The following is a 21308-nucleotide window of genomic DNA, read 5'->3' as shown; positions in this document are numbered from 1 at the left end:
GCATCGGGGGTGTCGATGCAACAGGAGAAACCCCATGAACACGTCAACAAGGATCGCGATCGCCTTTCTCGCCCTCGTGGGCACGGCCGGAACCTCAGCCTTTGCCGCCAACGGGCAAGGGCCGCGCGGCCAGAACATGAAGCCTGAGATGCGCTTCGAAAGGGCCGATGCCGACAAGAGCGGCGACGTCACCTTCGAGGAGTTCACTGCCGCCATGAATACGCGGCTGCTGGATGCCGATGAGAACACCGACGGCAAGATCACCGTTGCCGAGGTGGCGGACCAGATCCAGCGTATGCGCGCCGAGCGCATGGCCGCGCGCCTGATCAAGCGCTTCGACGCCAACGGCGATGGCGAGCTGACCAAGGCCGAGATCGAAGGGCGCCAGAAGAAGCTGTTTGCGCTGCTCGACCGCAACGACGACGGCAAGATCGTCAAGGACGAGATGCCGGTTCGCGGCTGGCATGGCCGCGACGGCAAGCGCTGACGTCGACGCGTGACCTGAGCTGAGGAACCTCCCGGAGATTGCCTCTCCGGGAGGTTTTGTTTTGTCCGGACACGGCCTCGCGCAACCTTGTCGCAATCAAGCCGGCCTCTGCTTGCCTCCTGCACAGGAGGACCCGTCATGGGCTGGATCGCCGCCATTCTCTCGATGTTCATTGTTACCGGCGCCTTGGCGCAATCGGCCTTGCCGCCGACGCCGGCGGGCAAGGTGCTGGCCGAACTGCTGGAGGCGTTCAACAGCGGCGATGCGGCCAAGGCCGAGGCCTTCGACCGCGCCTATCGGCCCAGCGACCCGATCGCCGGCATGACTGCCCTGCGCGCCCAGACGGGCGGCTTCGAACTGGTCAAGGTCGAGACCAGCGACGCCACCGCGCTCACCGCCATTCTCCGGGAAAAGGCCGGCGACCGCTTTGCCCGGTTGCACCTGTCGTTGAGCGACGGCTCGGACCACAAACTGACGGGCTTCCGCCTCGACCCGGTGGCGCCGCCGCCTGGTCTGGGCCCCAAGCGCCTGTCCTTGACGGAGGCGCTCGCAGCACTTGTCAAACGCCAGGACGAGGCGGCTGTTGCCGACAGCTTTTCCGGCGCGGTGCTGGTCGCCAGGGACGGCAAGGTCGTGCTGGAGAAAGCCTGGGGTCTGGCCGACCGCGAGCGCAGCCTGCCGGTGACGGTCGATAGCAGCTTCCGCATCGGCTCGATGAACAAGATGTTCACGGCGGTGGCAATCCTGCAGCTCGTCGAAGCCGGCAGGCTCGGCCTCGACGACCCGGTCGGCAAACATCTCACCGACTATCCCGACAAGGACATTGCCCGGAAGGTCACCGTTCGCCATTTGCTGACCCACACCGGCGGTACCGGAGATATCTTCGGTCCCGAATTCGACCGTAACCGGCTCAAGCTCAAAGCTGTTGACGACTACATCGCGCTCTATGGTGCGCGCGCCCCGCTGTTTGCGCCCGGCGCCACGCAGCGTTATTCGAACTACGGCTTCATCCTGCTCGGCGCCTTGATCGAGAAGGTCAGCGGGATGAGTTATGACGACTATGTCGAGAAGAACGTTTTCGAGCCGTCCGGCATGACATCGACGGGCTCTTTGCCGGAAAGCGAGACTGTCCCCGGTCGCGCGATCGGCTATCTCAATGAAGGCGGCAGGCTTGCGCCCAACACGGCCACGCTGCCCTGGCGCGGAACCTCCGCCGGTGGCGGCTATTCGACCGTCAGCGACCTCTGGCGTTTCGTCGACGCGCTACAGACGGGCAGGCTGATTTCGAAGAACATGCTCGATCAGGCGACCAGCACGCAGGTCCAGATGTTCGGCCTTGGCTTCGCGGTTGTCGGCGAGGGCAACTGGAAGGGGTTTGGCCACAATGGCGGCGCGCCGGGCATGAGCGGGGACCTGCATGTGTTCCCCAAGCTGGGTTATGTGCTGGTGTCCTTGTCCAATCTCGATCCGCCTGCCAGCACACGGCCGCTGGAGTTCATCGAGGCGCGGTTGCCTGAAATGCCGTGATGCTCAGGCGGCCTTGGCCAGGCGCTCGACCTTCTTCACCGGGATGCGCACCGACACGATGGTGCCGACGCCTTCGGTCGAGCGGATCTTCAGCGCCCCACCATGCAGTTCGGCGAGCGAGCGCGAAATGGCAAGGCCGAGGCCCGAGCCGGCATGGTTCTTCGAGAACTGGTTCTGCACCTGCTCGAACGGCCGGCCGAGCTTGCCCAATGCGTCCTTGGGAATGCCGCAGCCATTGTCTTCGATCGACAGCGTCAGCGCCCCCGAGGCGTTGCGCGCCCGCACCGAAATGCGTCCGCCTTCGCCGGTGAACTTCACCGCGTTGGACAACAGGTTGATGACGATCTGCTTGACCGCGCGGCGGTCGGCGAACAGCGTCATCGAGTCGGCGATCTGCGTCTCCACGGTGATCGACTTCTGTGCCGCCTGCAGCGACACCACCCGGACCGTCTCGCGGATCAGCGGGCAGAGATCGATCTCCTCGCGGTCCATCGAGAACTGGCCGGCCTCGATCTTCGACATGTCGAGGATGTCGTTGATGACGCCCAGAAGGTATTTGCCGCTGGAGTTGATGTCGCGGGCATATTCCTCGTAGCGCGGCGAGCCCATCGGGCCGAACAGGCGGCCTTCCATCAGCTCGGAGAAGCCGATCACCGCATTGAGCGGCGTGCGCAGCTCGTGCGACATGTTGGCGAGGAATTCCGACTTGGCCCGGTTGGCCGCCTCGGCGCGCTCGGTTTCCTTCATGTATTTGCGGTTGAGCTCGACCAGTTCGTGCGAGCGCTCTTCCTCGGAGCGCCGCGCCAGGCTGAGATCGTGGATCGTCGCCATCAGCCGGCGCTCGCTCTCCATCAGCTTGTCCTGGTGCTGCTTGATCTGGGTGATGTCGGAGCCGACCGACACCATGCCGCCATCGCGCGTTGTGAGCTCGTTGACCTGCAGCCAGCGGCCGTCGGCCAGCTGCCGCTCATAGGTGGCGCCGCCGCGCGGGCCGTTGGCATTGGCCAGCCGCCGCTCGGAGGCGAACGCGACCATGCGCTCCTCGATCTCCTCGCGCGCCGTGCCCGGCAGCACGTCGCGGTCGGCGAGCCCGTTGTCGTGCTGGTACTTCGAATTGCACATCACCAGTCGCCCGTTGGCATCCCACAGCACGAAGGATTCGGTGATGTTTTCGATCGCCGAGCGAAGCCGCTGGTCGGCGGCCTCCGAGCGCAAGGCGAGGTGGCGCTGCTCGGTGATGTCGACGGCAATGCCGGTCATCTGGATCTCAGGCGCTTCCGGATCGACAACCTGGGCGCGGGCGCGCATCCACACCCAGCGGCCGTCGGCATGGCGCATGCGGAACACCCGGTCGATATGGTCGACCTCGCGCATGATCACCTGGTTGGCCAGTTCGAACAGGTCGCCGTCTTCGGGATGGATGATGCGGGCGACTTCGCCGAACGACAGCATCGCCTCGCAGGCCTCGTAGCCGAGCAACTCGTACATCGAGCGCGACCAGTACATCTTGCCGCGCACCATGTCCCAGTCCCACAGCCCGCATTTGCCGCGCACCAGCGCCAGGTCGATGCGCTCATGCGCCTCCAGATAGATGCCGTCGGCGGCCTGGGCGCGCGCCGCCTGGCTGAAATAGGCGAACAGGATGACGATCAGCATCCCGGCGGTCATCACGAACAGCGCGACATTGAGCGACACCGTCTTGCGCCAGTCGGCAAACACCGCATCCTGCGGCACCATGGCGGCGGCCGCGGCGCGCTTGTCGTCGGCGATGCTGACCGCTGCCAGCCAGTCCCGGCCGCCGATGCGCACCTCCATCACGCCGGCGCGGTCGCCGAACATGAACAGCGGCTGCCCGCCGGAGACGAGGCCGTCGAGCGCCTGGCCCTGCCAGCCGGTCGACTGCGGGCTGACGGCGACGATGCGGAAATTCTGGTCGGTCAAAGCAACCACATGGCTGCGGCTCAGCGTGCCTTGCTGGCTCGTGCGTTCGAGCAGGTCCTGGCTTGCGGCGGCAAGCGGCCGCTCGGTGGTGGCGCCGACCATCAGCGCGTTGACCAACTCGCCGGCCGACAGCGCCAGGATCGCCTTGGCGTTGCGCTCGACGTCGTCGCGCTGCGCCATCAGCGACAGGAAGCGTGTGCCGGCGATCACGATCAGGAAGACGACGATCAGCGTCGGGATCGAGCGGCGCAGCAGCGGCTCGGCGGCCAGCAGGCGGCGGTATGCGGGTTCGGCGATGAGGCGTGCATTGCCCGCCAGGCCAGCGCTGCGCGCCTGCCTGCGACGGCCAATAGCAGTCTCATCGGGCGCGCCCCACGCGTCCGCCTTTGCCATAAATGGCTCCCCAAATCCCGTTTCCTGGTAACTCGATGCGGAATACGCCGAACATCCGAATCGTCACTAAAGAATCAAAGCTGATTCGCCTTGTCCAGTGGCCGGCGCGAAAAAGATTAAAGTTCGACTAAAAGCCTGACGAATTGGCGGCGTGGTAGCGCGCAAATGAAAGCGGCGGCCCCCGGTTTCGGAAGCCGCCTCATTTCGGGCGATGTCGGTGGCAAGCCGGCCCGGTCAGGCCAGCGTGCGCTCGATGATGTCGCGCAGGTCGGCCGACAGACCTTCCTTGGCCTGTATCGCCAGCAAGGCATCGCGGGCCTTGGCCTGGCGCTTGGGCTCGAGCGAACGCCACGACCTGAGTGCCGTTGCCAGCCTCGCCGCGACCTGCGGGTTGCGCTTTTCCACCGTCAGCACCGTCTCGGTGAAGAAGGTGTAGCCGGCGCCGTCGGCGCGGTGGAAGCCGGTCTGGTTGGCACTGGCAAAACCGCCGATCAGCGAGCGCACCCGGTTGGGATTGGCGATCGAGAAGGCCGGGTGTTCGGTCAGCGCCCGCACCGCATCGACCGCGCCGGCGCCCGGCGCCGTCGCCTGGATCATGAACCACTTGTCCATGACAAGCGGGTCGCCGCGATAGCGCTTGTCGAACTCGGCAAGTGCTGCCTTGGCTTCCGCGCTGCCGGCATGGCGATGCGCCAGCACGGCAAGGGCCGCGGCCCGGTCGGTCATGTTGGTCGCGGAAGCAAAATGTGCCGACGCGCGCTTGGCGCCATCGGGCAGGATCGCGAGATAGTCGAGCAGCGTGTTGCGCAGCGCCCGCCGTCCGGCGCTCGCCGCATCCGGCGAGAACGGACCTGATATCAGCAGCTCGTCGTAAAGCTGCGAAAAGACGCCTGCATTGGCTTCGGCGATGCTGCGTGCCAGCGCCTCGCGTCCGGCGAAGATGGCGTCGGGGTCGATGTTCTTGCCGATCTCGCGGGCAATGTCGGCCTCGCCGGGCAGAGCGAGCGCCAAAGCGCGGAAGGCATGCTCGAGCGTGTCGTCGACCGCGATGCGCCCGGCCAGTCCTGTCAGCTCGGCGCCGAATTTCGGCTGCTTGCCGCCGAGGATGTTCCTGAATGCCGCGATGATCGCATCGGTCAAAAGCGTGTTGAACGCCTGCCAGCGCGAGAATGCGTCGCTGTCATGGGAGGCAAGAAAGATCTGGTCTTCCGGCCGCTGCTCGATGCTCAACGTGATCGGCGCCGAGAAGCCGCGATTGAGCGACAGCACCGGCCGCTCGGTGACGCCGGAGAAGGTCACCACATGCTTGCGCTTGCGCACATGGATGACGCCGTCCTCGACGACAGCGCCCTCGGCGCCGCCATAGGCCATGTCCTTGCCGTCGCTGCCGACCAGGCCGAAGGCAAGCGGGATGTGCATCAGCCGCTTGCGGCTTTCCGACGGTGTCGGCGGCACCGATTGCTCGACCTCTATGATGAACTCGGCGGTGGCAGGGCTGTGCTTGGTCGTCACGCTCAGATTGGGCGTGCCGGCCTGATGGTACCAGAGCGCGAACTGCGACAGGTCGCGGCCCGACACGTCCTCGAACACCTTGACGAAATCCTCGATGGTCGCGGCATCGCCGTCATGACGCTCGAGATAGAGGTCCATGCCACGGCGGAAGGTCTCGGCGCCCAGGATGGTGCGGATCATGCGCACCACTTCCGAGCCCTTTTCGTAGACGGTCGGCGTGTAGAAGTTGTTGATCTCGCGATAGCGCCTGGGGCGGACCGGATGGGCCAGCGGGCCCTGGTCCTCAGGGAACTGGTGGGCGCGCAACGTGCGCACTTCGGCGATGCGCTTGACCGGCCGCGAACGCTGGTCGGCGGAGAATTCATGGTCGCGGAAAACCGTCAGGCCTTCCTTGAGGCAGAGCTGGAACCAGTCGCGGCAAGTGATTCTGTTGCCTGTCCAATTGTGGAAATATTCATGCGCGATGATCGCCTCGATATTGGCGAAATCGGTATCCGTCGCGGTCTCTTCGTCGGCCAGCACATATTTGTCGTTGAAGATGTTGAGGCCCTTGTTCTCCATCGCGCCCATGTTGAAGTCCGACACCGCGACGATGTTGAACACGTCGAGGTCGTATTCGCAGCCGAACACCTCCTCGTCCCATGTCATCGAGCGGCGCAGCGCGTCCATGGCGTAGCCGGCCTGGTTCTCCTTGCCGCGCTCGACATAGATGCCGAGCTCCACCTGCTTGCCCGAGGCGGTGACGAAGCGGTCCTTGATGCAGCCGAGATCGCCGGCGACCAGCGCAAAGAGATAGGACGGCTTGGGGAAGGGGTCGTGCCAGACGGCATAGTGCCAGCCGTCTTCGAGGTCGCCATGCTCGACCGGATTGCCGTTGGAGAGCAGCAGCGGTGCCTCGCTGCGCAGCCCCTCCATCCGCACCGTATAGACCGACAGGATGTCGGGCCGGTCGAGGAAATAGGTGATGCGGCGGAAGCCCTCAGCCTCGCACTGGGTGCAATAGACGTTGCTGGAGCGGTAGAGGCCCATCAGCGCCTCGTTGCGCGACGGCGCCAGCTCGGTCTCGATCAAAAGCGTGAAGCGGCCGGATGCGGGCGGATTGTAGATGACCAGCCGGTCGGGCGTCGCGTCGAAATCGGCGGCATCGACGGCTTCGCCATCGATTTCGATGCGGCGCATGGTCAGGCCGTCGCCGTCGAGCTCGAGCCGCACCGGCTTGTCGATGCCGGCACGCCGCTCGATCGTCAGCCGCGCCACCACCCTGGTGCTGTCCTCGCCGAGCCGGAAGTCGAGTTCGGTCCTCGGGATCAGGTAGTCGCTGGGCCGGTAGTCTTCGAGACGAAACACCTGTCCAGTATCAGTGCGCATGTGATGGCCTTCCTGTCGACTTCCGGATGCTGGCCGCAGCCTGGCAGAATAAATATGCGGCCGCTGCTCTTTACACGAAACGCCCCCTCGGCAAAACTGTTGGAGACCGCACATTCGCTGCGCTCCCCACCAATCCTCACGAGGCAGATATGACAGTCGTCACGCCGAAATTCGGAATGGGCGCGTCCGTATTGCGTGTCGAGGACGGCGCCTTCATCACCGGCAAGGGCCGTTACACCGACGATATCGCGGCCGCTGCGCAGTTGCATGGCTACGTCCTGCGCTCGCCCGTCGCCAAGGCCGGCTTCACCATCGGCTCGCTAGAGGACGCGCGCGCAGCACCTGGAGTCCATCTGGTGCTGACAGGCGCCGATGTCGCCCATCTCGGCGCCCTCAAGTCGACAGTCATGCAGAAGCAGCCCGACGGCACCCGTGCGCCGACGCGCGACATTCCGATCCTGTGCCGCGACCGGGTCCATTATGTCGGCGACGCGGTGGCCTTCATCGTTGCCGACAGCCGCGCGCTTGCCCAGGACGCCGCCGAACTGATCGAGGTCGACTATGACGGCGAGGACGCCGCCGCCAACACGGCGACCGCCCTCGACGCCGAGGCGCCGCTGGTCTGGCCTGAGCTCGGCAGCAATCGCGCCTTCACCTACCATCTCGGCGACAAGGCGAGGGCTGACAGCGCCTTTGCCAAAGCCGATCACGTCACCAGCATCGAATTCATCAACAACCGCCTGATCTGCAACTACATGGAGCCGCGCTCGGCGATCGGCGAGTGGCGCGACGACGAAGACCGCTTCGTGCTCACCACCGGCTCGCAAGGCGTGCATTCGATGCGCACCGTGCTGACCGGCCAGGTGTTCGGCATCGAGAGCGACAAGCTGCGCGTCGTCACTCCCGATGTCGGCGGCGGTTTCGGCACCAAGGCCTTCGTCTACCGCGAGCATGCGCTGGTGCTGGAAGCGGCCAGGCGGCTTGGCCGGCCGGTCAAATGGGCGAGCGACCGCACCGAACACTTCCTCACCGACGCGCAAGGCCGCGACAATGTCGTCAAAGCCGAGATGGCCATGGACAGGAACGGCCGCTTCCTCGGCCTGCGCGTCAGGCTGCTCTCCAATGTCGGCGCCTATGTCTCGCAATATGGCCCTGTCATCGCCTATATCGGCGCCAGCATGTCGACCGGCGTCTACGACATCCAGGCGCTCGATGTGACGATCGAAGGTGTCTACACCAACACCTGTCCCGTCGATGCCTATCGCGGTGCCGGACGCCCGGAAGCCGCACTGCTGGTCGAGAAGCTGGCTGATGCCTGCGCCCGCGACCTCGGCCTCACCGTCGACGAAATCCGCCGCCGCAATTTCATCCGCCCCGAGCAGTTTCCTTACCGCACCCAGACCGGCCGGCTCTACGACGTCGGTGAATTCGCAGCGCATATGGAGCTGTCGATGCAACGCGCCGGCTGGACTGATTTCCCCGCACGTCTTGCCGAAGCCCGGTCGCGTGGGAAAATCCGCGGCCTCGGCATGGCGACCTACATCGAGGCCTGCGCCTTCGCCGGCTCCGAGCCGGCGCGGGTCGAACTCAATGCCGACGGCACCGTCTCGGTGTTCATCGGCACCCAGTCCAACGGTCAGGGCCATGCCACTGCCTATGCCCAGTTCGTCTCGGAAAAGCTCAATCTCGACGTCGCCAGCATCAGTGTCCACCAGGGCGACACCGACCAGCTTGCCAAGGGCGGCGGCACCGGTGGCTCGCGCTCGATCCCGCTTGGCGGCGTTTCCGCCTCCCGCGCTGGTGCAGCCCTTGCCGAGAAGCTGAAGAAGATCGCAGCCGACGAGCTGGAGGCGGCGGCCGCCGATATCGAGCTTGGCAATGGCGAGGCGCGCATCGTCGGCACCGACCGCGCCATGGCCTTCGCCGATCTCCATGCAGCGGCGAAAAACCCCGACGATCTCAAGGCGATGGGCGAATTTGTTCAGGACGAGGCGACCTATCCCAACGGCACGCATATCTGCGAGGTCGAGATCGATCCGGAAACCGGCACCTCCGAAGTGGTCGCCTACACCATCGTCGACGATTTCGGCGCAACCGTGAACCCGATCCTGCTTGCCGGCCAGGTCCATGGCGGCGTCGTCCAGGGCATCGGCCAGGCGTTGCAGGAGGAGGCCGTCTACGGCGAGGACGGCCAGCTGCTGACGGCCAGCTTCATGGACTACACCATGCCGCGCGCCGACAGCGTGCCGTCCTTTCATTTCGAGACGCGCAACGTGCCCTCGACCACCAATGCCATGGGCATGAAGGGCGCGGGCGAGGCCGGCACCATCGGCGCCACGCCGGCGGCGCTCAACGCGGTCACCGACGCGCTCCACCGCGCCTATGGCATCACCCACATTGAAATGCCCGCGACGCCGTTGCGCATCTGGGCGGCGATAGAGGCGGCACGGCAGCAGTGAAGCAAAACGTGGTTCAGGCGGCGTCGTCGCCGCTTACAGGTATCGCTCTCAAGGTCATTTCGGTGGCGATCTTCGTCGGCATGTCGACGGCCATCAAGCTGGCCGGCCAGGTGCCCGCCGGCCAGATCGTCTTCTACCGGTCCTTCTTCGCCATCTTTCCGATCCTCGTCTTCCTCGCCTGCCGCGGTGAGCTGCGCACGGCGGTCACCACCAGGCGGCCATTCGGCCACATCATGCGCGGGCTCGCCGGCGTCACCGCCATGGGTTTCGGTTTCTATGCGCTGACCCAACTGCCGCTGCCCGAGGCGATCACGCTCAACTATGCCCAGCCGCTGCTCGTCGTCGTCTTCAGCGCGCTGATCCTCGGCGAAAACGTTCGCGCCTATCGCTGGACCGCGGTTGCCGTCGGTCTCGTCGGCGTGCTGATCGTGTCGTGGCCCAACCTGACGCTGTTCACCTCTCCCGGCGGCGTCAGCGACAAGGCGGCGATGGGAGCTGTCGCCGCCATCATCGGCGCGGGCCTGTCGGCCATCGCCATGCTTTTGGTGCGCAACCTCGTCCACACCGAACGCACGGCAACCATCGTTTTGTGGTTCTCGCTGACCGCCAGCGTCATGGCCCTGTTCAGCCTGCCTTTCGGCTGGCAGTCGCTGAGCTGGCAGCAGACGGCGCTGCTCGTCACCGGCGGCTTCTGCGGCGGTATCGCCCAGCTGTTCATGACCGAGGCCTACCGCCACGCCGAGGCCTCGACCGTCGCGCCCTTCGAATACACCTCCCTGCTGCTCGGCATCGCCGTCGGCTATCTCGTCTTCGGCGACCTGCCGACCATCCATACGCTGGTCGGCGGCATCATCGTCATCGCCGCCGGCATCTTCATCATCTGGCGCGAACAACGCCTTGGCCTGGAACGCCAGGCGGTCAAGAAAGCGTCCTCGCCGCAATAGGCGGCGACGGCAATGCATCCGGAGCCTGCCCGCTCCTCGGACTGATCTGAGGCGACCGAATTCCCGTCGAAGGGCGAGCCATGACTTTGAACGCATTTTCCGACCCGATCGACGTCGTCATGCCCTGGGTCGACGGCAGCGATCCTGTCCACCGTGAAAGCCTGCTGCGCCACTGGCCGAAGCGGCCATGGCTGAGGCCGGCATCCTGTCGTTTTCGCGAGAATGGCGAGTTGCGTTATGCGCTGCGGTCGATCCATTTCCATCTGCCCTGGGTCCGCACCATCCATCTCGTCACCAACGGTCAGGTGCCGTCATGGCTCGACCTCGATCGTCCCGGCATCAACCTCGTCACCCATGCGGAATTCTTCGCCGAGCCTTCCGGCCTGCCGGTGTTCAGTTCCAGCGCCATCGAAGCCAATCTGCACGGCATCGGGAGGGCCGGTGTCGCCAATCGCTTCCTGCTGTTCAACGACGACTTCTTCGTCGGCCAGATGGTATCGAAGGAAGAGTTCGTCTTGCCCGATGGTCGTGCGCGGCTTCACGTCATGGCGGCGAGGCTGCCACGGTTTCGGCTGCGGGCGGATCGCTACATCAGGACGCTCGCCTTCAACAATCTGCTTTTGTGCCTGGCGTTCCGCCGCAGGCGCTGGTCCTACCCGCCGCATGTCCCGCTGCTGCTGGAACTCGACAAGCTGGCCTGGCTGCACGACCGCTTCGGCTTCTGGCTGCGCCGCACGGCGCGGCATCGTTTCCGCCAGAGCACGGACGCGTCGGCGAAGGTGCTCTACATCAATGCCATTGCCGAGCGTGATCGCGGCCGCGCCGACGGCGTCGTGCAGGTGAAGCTGGTACAGGAGAATGTCGTGGCCGTCCGGGACGACGAGGCGTTCAGTCGGTCGCTGGCAGGCCTGGTCGCAGCACCGCCGGCCTTTTTCTGTCTCAATGACGAGATCGACGACGAGGCGCGTGCCGGTGTCAGGGCCGTGGAGATGCAGGCAGCCCTGGCGGCGATCTTTCCGGACCCGTCGCCGTTCGAAAAGGATCGTGTCTTATCGCGGCCTGACGCTATTGAACGGCCAGGCACCTGAGCCGCGCCGCCGTCTCTTCGTCGGCGGGGAAGAAGGATTCGATGGCGATTTCCGACAGAGTCACGTCGAGCGGCGTGCCGAACACGGTGATCGTGCTGATGAAGGACAGCACGTCGTCCCCGACGCGCAGCCGGAGCGGATGGGCGATCGCCAGCGGATCGGCCTGCAGCGGCCGGCCCTGGCGCGGCCCGTCGGGATAGGTCAGCAATTCCTGCTCCAGCGCCTTGAGCACCGGGTCGCCTGCCGTGTCGTTCTGGTGCTTCAGCCGTTCGAGCAGATGCGAGCGCCATTCATGCAGGTTGACGATGCGCGGCGCCACGCCTTTCGGGTGCAGGCTGAGCCGGAGCACGTTGACCGGCGGCTCGAGCAGGGCGGCATCGACGCCGGCAAGCATCGGGCCGAGCGCCGCATTGCCCTCGATCAGGTTCCAATGCCGGTCGACCGCGATGGCGGGGTAGGGCTCATGCCCCTTCAGCACCATGCGCACCGCCTCCATGGCGGGTGCCAGCGAGGGGTGGTCGAGCGGTTTTTCGCTGAAGCTCGGTGCGTATCCGGCGGCGAGCAGCAGCTGGTTGCGCTGGCGCAGCGGGATTTCGAGCTGTTCGGCCAGATGCAGTACCATCTCGCGCGACGGCGCCGAGCGCCCGCTTTCCATGAAGCTCAGATGCCGTTGCGAGATTTCAGCTTCCATCGCCAGGTCGAGCTGGCTCATGCGCCGCCTGGTGCGCCATTCGCGGATGAGGTCGCCTACGGAGTTTTGTGTGTTTGTCATGCCGCCACACTAAGCAGAGGCAATTCTGATTGCTATTACCTCAAGCGTAATCGCATTGGTTCAGCGGCGGTGAGATGTTCGGTTTCAGGAAGGCGGTCGCAGACGGCCTCCACAACCGAACAGGAGCCAGCCATGTCCATCACCGTCACCCCCTTCCTTCGCAACGTCCTCCATGCTGATGCGCTGATCAGCGGCGCGGCCGGCCTGCTGATGATGCTTGGCACCCCGCTGTTGTCGCCGCTGCTCGAACTGCCGGCGCAACTGCTGTTCTGGGCAGGCCTGGTGCTGGTGCCCTTCGTTGCCATGCTGGTGGTCATCGCCCGCCGCGCCACGGTGTCGAAGCTCGTCATGATCGACATCATCGCCATCAATGTGCTGTGGGTGGTCGCCAGCTTCGGCCTGCTCGTCAGCGGTGTCGTGGCGCCGAATGCAGTCGGCATCGCCTTCGTGGTTGCCCAGGCGCTGGCGGTCGCGGTCTTCGCCGAACTGCAGTTCATCGGCATCCGCCGCGCCACGTCAGTGGTCGCGGCTGCCTGATCGGCGACAAAAGCTAGAGGCTGCCGAGTTGCCGCAGCTTCGCCTTGACCTCGAGGAAATCCCGCCACGCAAGCTTCTTGTGGGCGGGATTTCTCAGCAGATAGGCCGGGTGCAGCGTCGGCATGACAGGGATGACGGTGCCGTCTGCCGTGACATGGTTTTTCCAGCTGCCGCGCAGTCTCAGAATTCCGTCCTGCGAGCCGACCAGCAGCTTGGCCGAGGGGCCGCCAAGCGTCACCAGCACCTTGGGCCTGGCAAGGGCGATCTGGCGCTCGACGAATGGCCGGCAGATCTCCGTTTCATGCGGGGTCGGCGTGCGGTTGCCGGGCGGACGCCACGGAATCACGTTGGCGATATAGGCTGATGTCCTGTCGAGCCCGATCGCTGCAAGGATGCGGTCGAGCAATTGGCCCGAGCGGCCGACGAACGGCAGGCCTTCGAGGTCCTCGTCGCGGCCGGGCGCTTCGCCGACCAGCATCAGATCGGCTTCGGGGTTGCCGTCGGCAAAGACCATGCTCTTGGCCGTGGCCTTCAGATTGCAGCCCTCGAAACCTTCCATGATCTGCTTGAGCTCGTCGAGCGTTGCTGCCTTGGAGGCAAGTTCGCGTGCCGCGGCGGCCTGCGCCTCGTCAGGCACGGCGGCAACCGCTGCCGGTCGCGGCTGAGGCGGTGCCGTGGCAGGGGCGGCGCCGGGGCGGGGCGCCTCGGCCGCCCTGTCCGCCAGCTGCCGTGATGCCGCCAGGCGCTGCTGGGCGTTTTCGGCAAAGCGGTCGATCGGGTCGTCGACAAGCGCATCATCGACCCCCGCCGCCGCATAGAAGGCGAGCAGATCGCGCAGATCCGGAGGTTCGTTTCCCGAAAGTGAGGCCATTGGCACAGTTACGGCGTTACGCCGCCGGTTTGCAAGTTCACGAGGACGGAATGCGCGGGTCCTGCACCAGATAAAAGCGCCAGCGTGGTGTGTAGTCGGTGACCAGGAAGCTGAAGCCGGCAATTGCCAGCGGGTCGACCTTGCCGTCGATGAAGCGCAGCCGGTCATATGGTTCGAAGTCGCGGCTGTACTGGGCGAAGCTGTCGGAGGAGATGTTGACGTTGTCGGTGCGGCGCTGGTCGAAGGACAGCCCGTCGCCGAACACGCTGGCCTGGCCTTGCTGCTCCTGCAGCTCGAACTCGAATTCCACCCACGCCTGGCCGCTGTTGTTCAGCGCCTCGATGCGCATGAACATGATGCCATTGGCATAGAAGCCCGAGCTGTCGAAGGGCCGGATCGGCCGGGTCGTGCGGATCGTCAGCGTCACCGGCGTCGACGAATCCAGTTCTTCCCTGATGACGAAGGGGTCTTCCCTGGTGCCGGTTCCCGAAACGCCGGTGATCTGGAAGCCGCCGAGTTCATCGGAAAACGAATAGGCCCCGGCATTCCAGACCTTTTGACCGGCCTCGGTCTCCTGCGAGCGACCTTCGCTGACAAGACATGTCGCAATAAGAAGGGCAGCCCCAGCCAGGATGTGGCGTTTGGGGTGCAAGCGCTCCAGTCCGGTCCTGCAAGGCACGTGTTGGCGCATATGGAATCAATGGACGAAAAGGCTGTTGAACAACACCTGTTTCGTGACAGTACGGGCCATAACCCACAGCCGAAAGGTGAAATCTTTTGACCTTTACGTTAACGTAAGATAATTCATTGCTCGGAGGAGAGCGTCGTTAGGCCAAACAGCCGATGTGCGGATTGGTCCGTTTGACGTTTGCCGACGATGCGCTATGCAGCGCTTAGCTACAGATTGCCCCTGGGACAGGGCTAGCCAACGCGGAGGGATTGATGAGCGATATCGAACGCGAGAGCATGGAATTCGACGTTGTCATCGTCGGTGCAGGTCCGGCGGGTCTGGCGGCGGCGATCCGGCTCAAGCAGGTCAATCCCGAACTGTCCGTCGTCGTGCTCGAAAAGGGCGGCGAGGTCGGCGCTCACATCCTGTCCGGTGCCGTCGTCGATCCGATCGGCATCGACCGGCTGCTGCCCGACTGGCGCGACGACAGCGACCACCCGTTCAAGACGCCCGTCACCGACGACCACTTCCTGGTCCTCGGGCCGGCAGGTTCGGTCAAGCTGCCGAACATGTTCATGCCGCCGCTGATGAGCAACCACGGCAACTACATCGTCTCGCTCGGCAATGTCTGCCGCTGGCTGGCAACGAAGGCCGAGGCGCTCGGCGTCGAGATCTATCCCGGCTTCGCCGCTGCCGGCCTCATCTACAACGACCAAGGCGCCGTTACCGGCGTCTACACCGGCGACATGGGTGTCGAGCGCGACGGCTCGCACGGCCCGTCCTTCGCGCCAGGCATGGCGCTGATGGGCAAATATGTCCTGATCGGCGAGGGCGCCCGCGGTTCGCTCGCCAAGCAGCTGATCGCCAGATACGATCTCGGCGCCGGCAAGGAGCCGCAAAAATTCGGCATCGGCCTCAAGGAACTGTGGCAGGTCGCGCCCGAGCATCACAAGCCGGGCCTCGTCCAGCACTCCTTCGGCTGGCCGCTCGATTTCAAGACCGGCGGCGGCTCGTTCCTCTATCACCTCGAGGACAACATGGTTGCGGTCGGCTTCGTCGTCCACCTCAACTACAAGAACCCCTATCTGTCGCCCTTCGAGGAGTTCCAGCGTTTCAAGACGCATCCGGCGATCCGCCACACCTTCGACGGCGCCAAGCGCCTGTCTTATGGCGCGCGCGCCATCACCGAGGGCGGCTACCAGTCGGTGCCGAAGCTTTCGTTCCCCGGCGGCGTGCTGATGGGCTGCTCGGCCGGCCTGGTCAACGTTCCGCGCATCAAGGGGTCGCACAACGCCGTGCTGTCGGGCATGCTCGCCGCCGAGCACGTGGCGGAGGCCATCGGCGCCGGCCGTGCCAATGACGAGCTTGCCACCTACGAAGCCGCCTGGCGCTCGACCGACATCGGCAAGGATCTGAAGAAGGTCCGCAACGTCAAGCCGCTGTGGTCGCGCTTCGGCACCATCCTCGGCGTCAGCCTCGGCGGCCTCGACATGTGGCTCAACACGCTGTTCGGCGTCTCGCCCTTCGGCACGCTGAAGCACGGCAAGTCGGACGCCCAGTCACTCGAGCCGGCCGCAAAGCACAAGAAGATCGATTACCCCAAGCCCGACGGCGTGCTGACCTTCGACCGCCTGTCGTCGGTGTTCCTGTCCAACACCAACCACGAGGAGGACCAGCCGGTCCACCTCCAGGTCAAGGACATGGAACTGCAGAAGCGCTCGGAATATGGCGTCTTCGCCGGCCCGTCGAGCCGATACTGCCCGGCCGGCGTCTATGAATGGGTCGACAAGGACGGCAATTCGATCGCCGGCGATCCCGGCCATGCCGATGCGAAGTTTGTCATCAACGCGCAGAACTGCGTCCACTGCAAGACCTGCGACATCAAGGATCCCAACCAGAACATCAACTGGGTGCCGCCGCAGGGCGGCGAAGGGCCGGTCTATCCCAACATGTGATGGGGCCCAATATGATCGGGGCCGCTTGACCTCTGGCTGACTAACCAAACGGCCCGGAAATCTCCTGATTTCCGGGCCGTTTCGTTTAGCTGCGGGGTGTTGCTGCGCCTTCGCTCGACACCGTCTCCGTTTCGCTGTCTTCCGGATGGGTCGCCGTGTCACGGAACGAGAACTCGACCAGCAGCGGCCGATGGTCCGAACCGGCATCCTCGCCCATCGTCACCGCGTGGACCAGCACGTCGCCCTTGGCCATGACGTGGTCGATGGTCAGCCCGGCGAAGCGCATGAAGTCGGGCAGCATGAAGGTCAGCCAGGTGCGGCCGGCAGCCGGCATCGGCGTCAGTCCGCCAAGCCGGGCGACACGGGCGACCGCGGCACTCCATGGCGTGGCGTTGAAATCACCGCCGAGAATGGCGTTCTGGCCCAGGGCGGCGAAATTGCCGCCCAATTGATCGATCTGTTCCGACTGTTCGAACGGCCAGGGCCAGCCGAGATGGATCGAAACCACGTCGCTTGCCCGGCCGCCGAAATCGACCTTGGCCGTTGCCAGCGCGCCGCCGCCAAAGCACTGCGGCTGACTGCCTTCAACAAATGGCCGCCGCGACAGGATCGCCGAGCCGAAGATGCCGTTCGGATAGGGGCACATCATGCGGTAGGGGTAGCGCGCAAACAGCGGCTGCAGCTTGCCTTCCCACATCGCCGACACCTCCTGGAAGGTGATGACGTCGGGCTGCCAGCGACCGACAAGCGACAGCACCTTCTCAGGCTGGGTGTTCTTGAAGCGCAGGTTCATCTGCAGCATCTTGTAGACCGGCCGGCCATCGGCGCGCGGCTGGAACGCCGCATGCACCGGCCCGAGCCCGGGCAAAGGCAGCGAACTCGAGGTGGTGGACAGGGCTGCGGCACCGAACGCCAGCGCAGCAACGGCCTGCCAGCGCAGCGAGGTCAACAGCAGCGGCAATGCCGCCAGCATCATCGCCACCGCCAGGTGCACCCTGAAATGCGCAAAGGAGTCGAGCGCCGGATGCCAGGCGCCGAAGAAGCCGGCGACCAGCGGCGCCGACAAGATCATCATCGCCAGGAAGCAGGCGATCCTGCCCAGTCTGTAGAACGTCGTCATTCCAGTTTCATGTAGCAACAAATGCGGCCCATTGATGATCGATTATGGGCCGCTTGCGCTTTGCTGGAAAGCTCCGTCGGCGCAGGACGGGCAAGGTGGCAGCGCTGGCGACCGGCGGTTGAAATGCCGGGCGACTTGTGAGACCGATGGCCGGGAAATCGGCATCGATGCGCTCGTGATGCGCAACTGATCGGCCTTGTGGAGACTGGAATGAATTCGACCGCCCATCGCTGGCTGCGCGCATGTGCGGCGCTGTTCGTCATGGCTCCCTTTGCCGCGCATGCCGAGGGGCAGGTGGTCGAGCAGGTCAAGACCTACGCAATCTCGGGAAGCACGGCCCCCGAGCTCTACGCCTCGATCGGCGAGCGCGGCCCGAAGGCCGGCATCGGCCGCGCCATCGCCCACACCAATTTCAAGCTTACATGGCAGCGCAACTACGTGCCGCAAGGCGACGGCTGCACCTTGGTTTCGGCAAAGCCCAAGCTGATCATCACCTACACCTTGCCCAAACCGTCCGGACGCCTGCCGGACGGGCTGAAGCAGCGCTGGGACGTCTTTTACGAAGGCGTCCGCCGCCACGAGCTGGTGCACGGCCAGATGATCAAGGACATGGTGGCGACGATCGAGCGGACCACCATCGGCCTCTCTGTGCCGGGCGATCCCGGCTGCAAAAAGATCAGGCAGGAGATCATCAAGCCGCTGTCGGAGGCGTCGCTGGCGCAACGCCAGCAGAGCAGCGACTTCGACCGCGTCGAGCTCAACGATGGCGGCAACGTCCATCGCCTGATCCTGTCCTTCGTCAACGGGCAGTGATCTTGCCCGCCTCGGGCGCAAAGCTGCATGACGCAAGGGGATTCTTAACCACAGCTTGTGGTTGCGCTGGAAGTTAACCTTGCTTTTGCGGCCAAATGGCACCGTTGCGGTGAGGCGAGGTGCAACCATGACCGGCAGGTACACCAACAACATCCAGGCAGCGATCCTCTATGAGGGCGGCGACGAGATCTATCCGTCGCTGCATCTCAACGCCTTCCGCAAGGCGATGCTCGAGAGGCAATTGCCGCTCAACGTCGTCCAGGAGGACCGCCATTTCGTCCTGATGAGGGGCCCCGGCGAATTCCAGATCCTCGTCACCTATTTTCCCCGGCCCGCCGATGCGGCGGTTTTCGCCCCGACCCTCGGCTCCGCGGCAACCACGCTGCTGATGCCGGATGCCCGGGAGCGCGTGCGCCGGCACACGGCGCATGTGCTTGTCGAAGTCCATCATGGTGTCCTCGGCGGCGTCACCGACATTCCTGACATTGCGGGCTTCTTCAGCCAGATCGGCATGCAGCGCCCGGGGGCGACGCTGCGCGAATTCAACATGCGCGTCGAGATCCTCGGCGAGGTCTGCCGCCACCTGCTCAAGCTGCAGCCCGCCAGCGCCATTCACTGGACCCAGAGCAACATGCTGATCGCCGGCGAGCAGTTCACGGCGTTTCTGGACCAGCCGCAGCCCAGCATGCTGACCGTCCATCCCAAGCTTTTCGCCGGCGAGCCGGTGCCCGGTTTCAACGAACAGCCGGCTGGCCTGCTGACCCTGGGCGGCGCCGACTATATCGGCCGCGAAGTCTATGTCGCACCGGCGCCCATTCCGTGGATCGATCTTTACGACGCAGCGCTTGCCTTCATCCGCGTCGCCATTCAGCCCAATGGCTATGTCGTCCCCGACGACGAGACCTTCGGTCCCGAAAACGGCGACTATTCCTATCGCGTCAGGCATCTCCCTGCCGAGCAGCACCCGATCGGCATGCGCGAGCCGTGCTACGCGCTGACCCTGCGCTTCTCCCGGCAGCACAGCTACACCACGATGGAACACGAGAGCCGCACGCTGGTCCCAGGCGGCATGCGCTCGGTCGCCGCCTCGGTCGAGCCTGACCGGGACAAGCGGCGCGAATTGATCGCCGGTTGGGAGCAGAAGGAGCGCACGGCAAAGGCCGTGGGCAACAGCCTGCAGCTCTACCGCAAGGGCGAGGGCGGCTCGGACGAGCCGCCTGCAGGATCGCCGCCGCGTTTCGGCGGCGGCTTTGTCAGACGCACCGCCGTCTTCGGCCGCAAGCACTAGGCTGCGCTGAGCTCTCGGTCCGCACCCTACTGGAACGCCGTCTCGGCGAAGCTGCGCAGCTTGCGCGAATGCAGCCGCTCATTGGGCATTTCGGCCAGCTTTTCCATCGCGCGGATGCCGATGGTCAGATGTTGCGCCACCTGCCGCTTGTAGAATTCGGTCGCCATTCCCGGCAGCTTGAGCTCGCCATGCAGCGGCTTGTCGGACACGCACAACAGCGTGCCGTAGGGCACGCGGAAGCGGAAGCCGTTGGCGGCGATCGTCGCCGACTCCATGTCGAGCGCAATGGCGCGCGACTGCGACAGCCGCTGCACCGGCCCGCGCTGGTCGCGCAGTTCCCAGTTGCGGTTGTCGATGGTGGCGACGGTTCCCGTCCGCATGATGCGCTTGAGGTCATAGCCGGAGAGCCCCGTCACCTCGGCGACGGCCTCCTGCAGCGCCACCTGCACCTCGGCCAGCGGCGGGATCGGGATCCACACCGGCAGGTCGTCGTCGAGCACGTGGTCTTCGCGGACATAGGCATGCGCCAGCACATAGTCGCCCAGCGCCTGGGTGTTGCGCAGGCCGGCGCAGTGGCCGAGCATCAGCCAGGCATGCGGCCTGAGCACGGCGATGTGGTCGGTGATGGTCTTGGCGTTGGACGGACCGACGCCGATATTGACCATGGTGATGCCGGCATGGCCTGCTTTCTTCAGGTGATAGGCCGGCATCTGCGGCAGCCGTGCCGCCGGCGTGCCTTCCGATGGCGCCGATTGGCCCGCCTTGGTCACCACGCCGCCCGGCTCGACGAATTCCGTATAGCCGCCGCCGCCCTTGGCCATCAGGTCACGGGCGAGCACGACGAACTCGTCGATGTAGAACTGGTAGTTGGTGAACAGCACGAAGTTCTGGAAGTGATGCGGCGTTGTTGCCGTGTAATGCGCCAGCCGGTGCAGCGAATAGTCGATGCGCTGGGCGGTGAACACGGCCAGCGGGCGGGATTCGCCCGGCATGATCTCGAAGGTGCCGTTGGCGATGTGGTCGTCGGTGCCGTCGAGATCCGGCACGTCGAACAGGTCGCGGATCGGCCGCTGGATGCGGTCGGCGGCGGCACCGTCGACATGGGTGCCTTCGAGGAAGGCGAAATGCAGCGGGATCGGCGTCGTCGATTCCGAAACCGTCACCGGGCCGCCATGGTTGCGCATGATCAGCTTGAGCTGCTCGGTGAGGTAGCTCTGGAACAGGTCCGGCCGGGTGATCGTGGTCGAGAAATGCCCCGGGGTCGGCATGTGGCCATAGGCCTGGCGCGAGTCGACCTGGGAGTAGGATGTCGTGGTGACGCCGACTTCGGGATAGCAGGCGCGGAACCTGACATTGGTGTCGGCGCCGGCTGCCAGCGAGGCGAAGGCGTCGCGCAGGAAGGCGGTGTTGCGCTCGTAAAGCGCCTGCAAGGCAGCAACCGCCTTGTCGGCATCAGTAAAGCTCTGCCGAGGAAACGGCAGCGGCGAAGAGATCGATTCGATAGGTTGAGGATAGATTCGCTTTTCCATGACCTATTATAGAGATCAATTATGACGGCTGCGA

16 protein-coding genes are annotated in these 21308 nt (G+C 64.9%); 9 read left to right on the top strand and 7 right to left on the bottom strand.

Annotation, left to right across the window (positions count from 1 at the left end; genetic code table 11):
* The first annotated feature begins 34 nt into the window (after positions 1 to 34).
* Both N7E70_RS23310 and N7E70_RS23305 read left to right on the top strand, forming a co-directional pair.
* Positions 35 to 487, top strand: coding sequence for an EF-hand domain-containing protein (locus N7E70_RS23310; protein ID WP_263007777.1), 453 nt, complete (start codon positions 35 to 37; stop codon positions 485 to 487).
* Positions 488 to 625: 138 nt separating this feature from the next.
* Positions 626 to 2014 (top strand): serine hydrolase domain-containing protein, encoded by a 1389-nt coding sequence (locus N7E70_RS23305; RefSeq protein WP_263007776.1) that lies wholly within the window; start codon positions 626 to 628, stop codon positions 2012 to 2014.
* 3 nt (positions 2015 to 2017) lie between these two features.
* On the opposite strand, the gene N7E70_RS23300 is transcribed toward N7E70_RS23305, so the two are convergent.
* On the bottom strand, positions 2018 to 4348 hold the full coding sequence (locus N7E70_RS23300; RefSeq protein ID WP_263007775.1) for a PAS domain-containing sensor histidine kinase: 2331 nt from the start codon (positions 4346 to 4348) through the stop codon (positions 2018 to 2020).
* A 234-nt stretch (positions 4349 to 4582) separates the two neighbouring features.
* Entirely contained in the window at positions 4583 to 7228 is a 2646-nt protein-coding gene (gene pepN / locus N7E70_RS23295) for an aminopeptidase N (RefSeq protein WP_263007774.1), read from the bottom strand.
* Between the two features lie 149 nt (positions 7229 to 7377).
* On the opposite strand from pepN, the gene N7E70_RS23290 reads away from it, so the two are divergent.
* The 3 genes from N7E70_RS23290 (at position 7378) to N7E70_RS23280 (ending at position 11719) form a co-directional block, all read left to right on the top strand.
* A complete protein-coding gene (locus N7E70_RS23290) occupies positions 7378 to 9687 on the top strand; it encodes a xanthine dehydrogenase family protein molybdopterin-binding subunit (RefSeq protein WP_263007773.1) in 2310 nt (769 codons plus the stop codon).
* A complete protein-coding gene (locus N7E70_RS23285; protein WP_182575508.1) occupies positions 9684 to 10631 on the top strand; it encodes a DMT family transporter in 948 nt (315 codons plus the stop codon). Before N7E70_RS23290 ends, N7E70_RS23285 begins: the two co-directional genes overlap by 4 nt.
* Positions 10632 to 10711: 80 nt before the next feature.
* The gene (locus N7E70_RS23280; RefSeq protein WP_182575507.1) at positions 10712 to 11719 is read left to right on the top strand and encodes a Stealth CR1 domain-containing protein; all 1008 of its coding nucleotides are present in this window, start codon (positions 10712 to 10714) and stop codon (positions 11717 to 11719) included.
* On the opposite strand, the gene N7E70_RS23275 is transcribed toward N7E70_RS23280, so the two are convergent.
* A complete protein-coding gene (locus N7E70_RS23275; protein WP_182575506.1) occupies positions 11697 to 12491 on the bottom strand; it encodes a helix-turn-helix domain-containing protein in 795 nt (264 codons plus the stop codon). The two genes, N7E70_RS23280 and N7E70_RS23275, sit on opposite strands and share 23 nt — an antisense overlap.
* Positions 12492 to 12623: 132 nt before the next feature.
* Between N7E70_RS23275 and N7E70_RS23270 the strand changes: the two genes are divergently transcribed.
* Positions 12624 to 13028, top strand: coding sequence for a hypothetical protein (locus tag N7E70_RS23270; RefSeq protein WP_263007771.1), 405 nt, complete (start codon positions 12624 to 12626; stop codon positions 13026 to 13028).
* 13 nt (positions 13029 to 13041) lie between these two features.
* On the opposite strand, the gene N7E70_RS23265 is transcribed toward N7E70_RS23270, so the two are convergent.
* On the bottom strand, positions 13042 to 13899 hold the full coding sequence (locus tag N7E70_RS23265) for a uracil-DNA glycosylase (RefSeq protein WP_182575504.1): 858 nt from the start codon (positions 13897 to 13899) through the stop codon (positions 13042 to 13044).
* Positions 13900 to 13936: 37 nt separating this feature from the next.
* A complete protein-coding gene (locus tag N7E70_RS23260; protein ID WP_246340960.1) occupies positions 13937 to 14551 on the bottom strand; it encodes a hypothetical protein in 615 nt (204 codons plus the stop codon).
* Between the two features lie 290 nt (positions 14552 to 14841).
* Here N7E70_RS23260 and N7E70_RS23255 point away from each other — a divergent pair, with 290 nt between their 5' ends.
* Complete coding sequence (locus tag N7E70_RS23255) at positions 14842 to 16524, top strand: electron transfer flavoprotein-ubiquinone oxidoreductase (RefSeq protein ID WP_263007770.1); 1683 nt, start codon at positions 14842 to 14844, stop codon at positions 16522 to 16524.
* Positions 16525 to 16609: 85 nt separating this feature from the next.
* Here N7E70_RS23255 and N7E70_RS23250 read toward each other — a convergent pair whose 3' ends face one another.
* On the bottom strand, positions 16610 to 17644 hold the full coding sequence (locus N7E70_RS23250) for an endonuclease/exonuclease/phosphatase family protein (protein ID WP_263007769.1): 1035 nt from the start codon (positions 17642 to 17644) through the stop codon (positions 16610 to 16612).
* 210 nt (positions 17645 to 17854) lie between these two features.
* Between N7E70_RS23250 and N7E70_RS23245 the strand changes: the two genes are divergently transcribed.
* Complete coding sequence (locus N7E70_RS23245) at positions 17855 to 18457, top strand: DUF922 domain-containing Zn-dependent protease (RefSeq protein ID WP_067964284.1); 603 nt, start codon at positions 17855 to 17857, stop codon at positions 18455 to 18457.
* A gap of 127 nt (positions 18458 to 18584) precedes the next feature.
* Positions 18585 to 19745 (top strand): hypothetical protein, encoded by a 1161-nt coding sequence (locus N7E70_RS23240; protein ID WP_263007768.1) that lies wholly within the window; start codon positions 18585 to 18587, stop codon positions 19743 to 19745.
* 26 nt (positions 19746 to 19771) lie between these two features.
* Here the strand turns inward: N7E70_RS23240 and N7E70_RS23235 are convergent, their stop codons facing one another.
* A complete protein-coding gene (locus tag N7E70_RS23235) occupies positions 19772 to 21274 on the bottom strand; it encodes an AMP nucleosidase (protein ID WP_067964278.1) in 1503 nt (500 codons plus the stop codon).
* Positions 21275 to 21308 lie beyond the last annotated feature (34 nt).

The sequence above is a fragment of the Aminobacter sp. NyZ550 genome (assembly GCF_025628925.2).
Classification (GTDB): Bacteria; Pseudomonadota; Alphaproteobacteria; order Rhizobiales; family Rhizobiaceae; genus Aminobacter; species Aminobacter ciceronei.
Note: the sequence above shows the minus strand (reverse complement) of the source record. Positions and strands in the feature narration are given on the sequence as shown.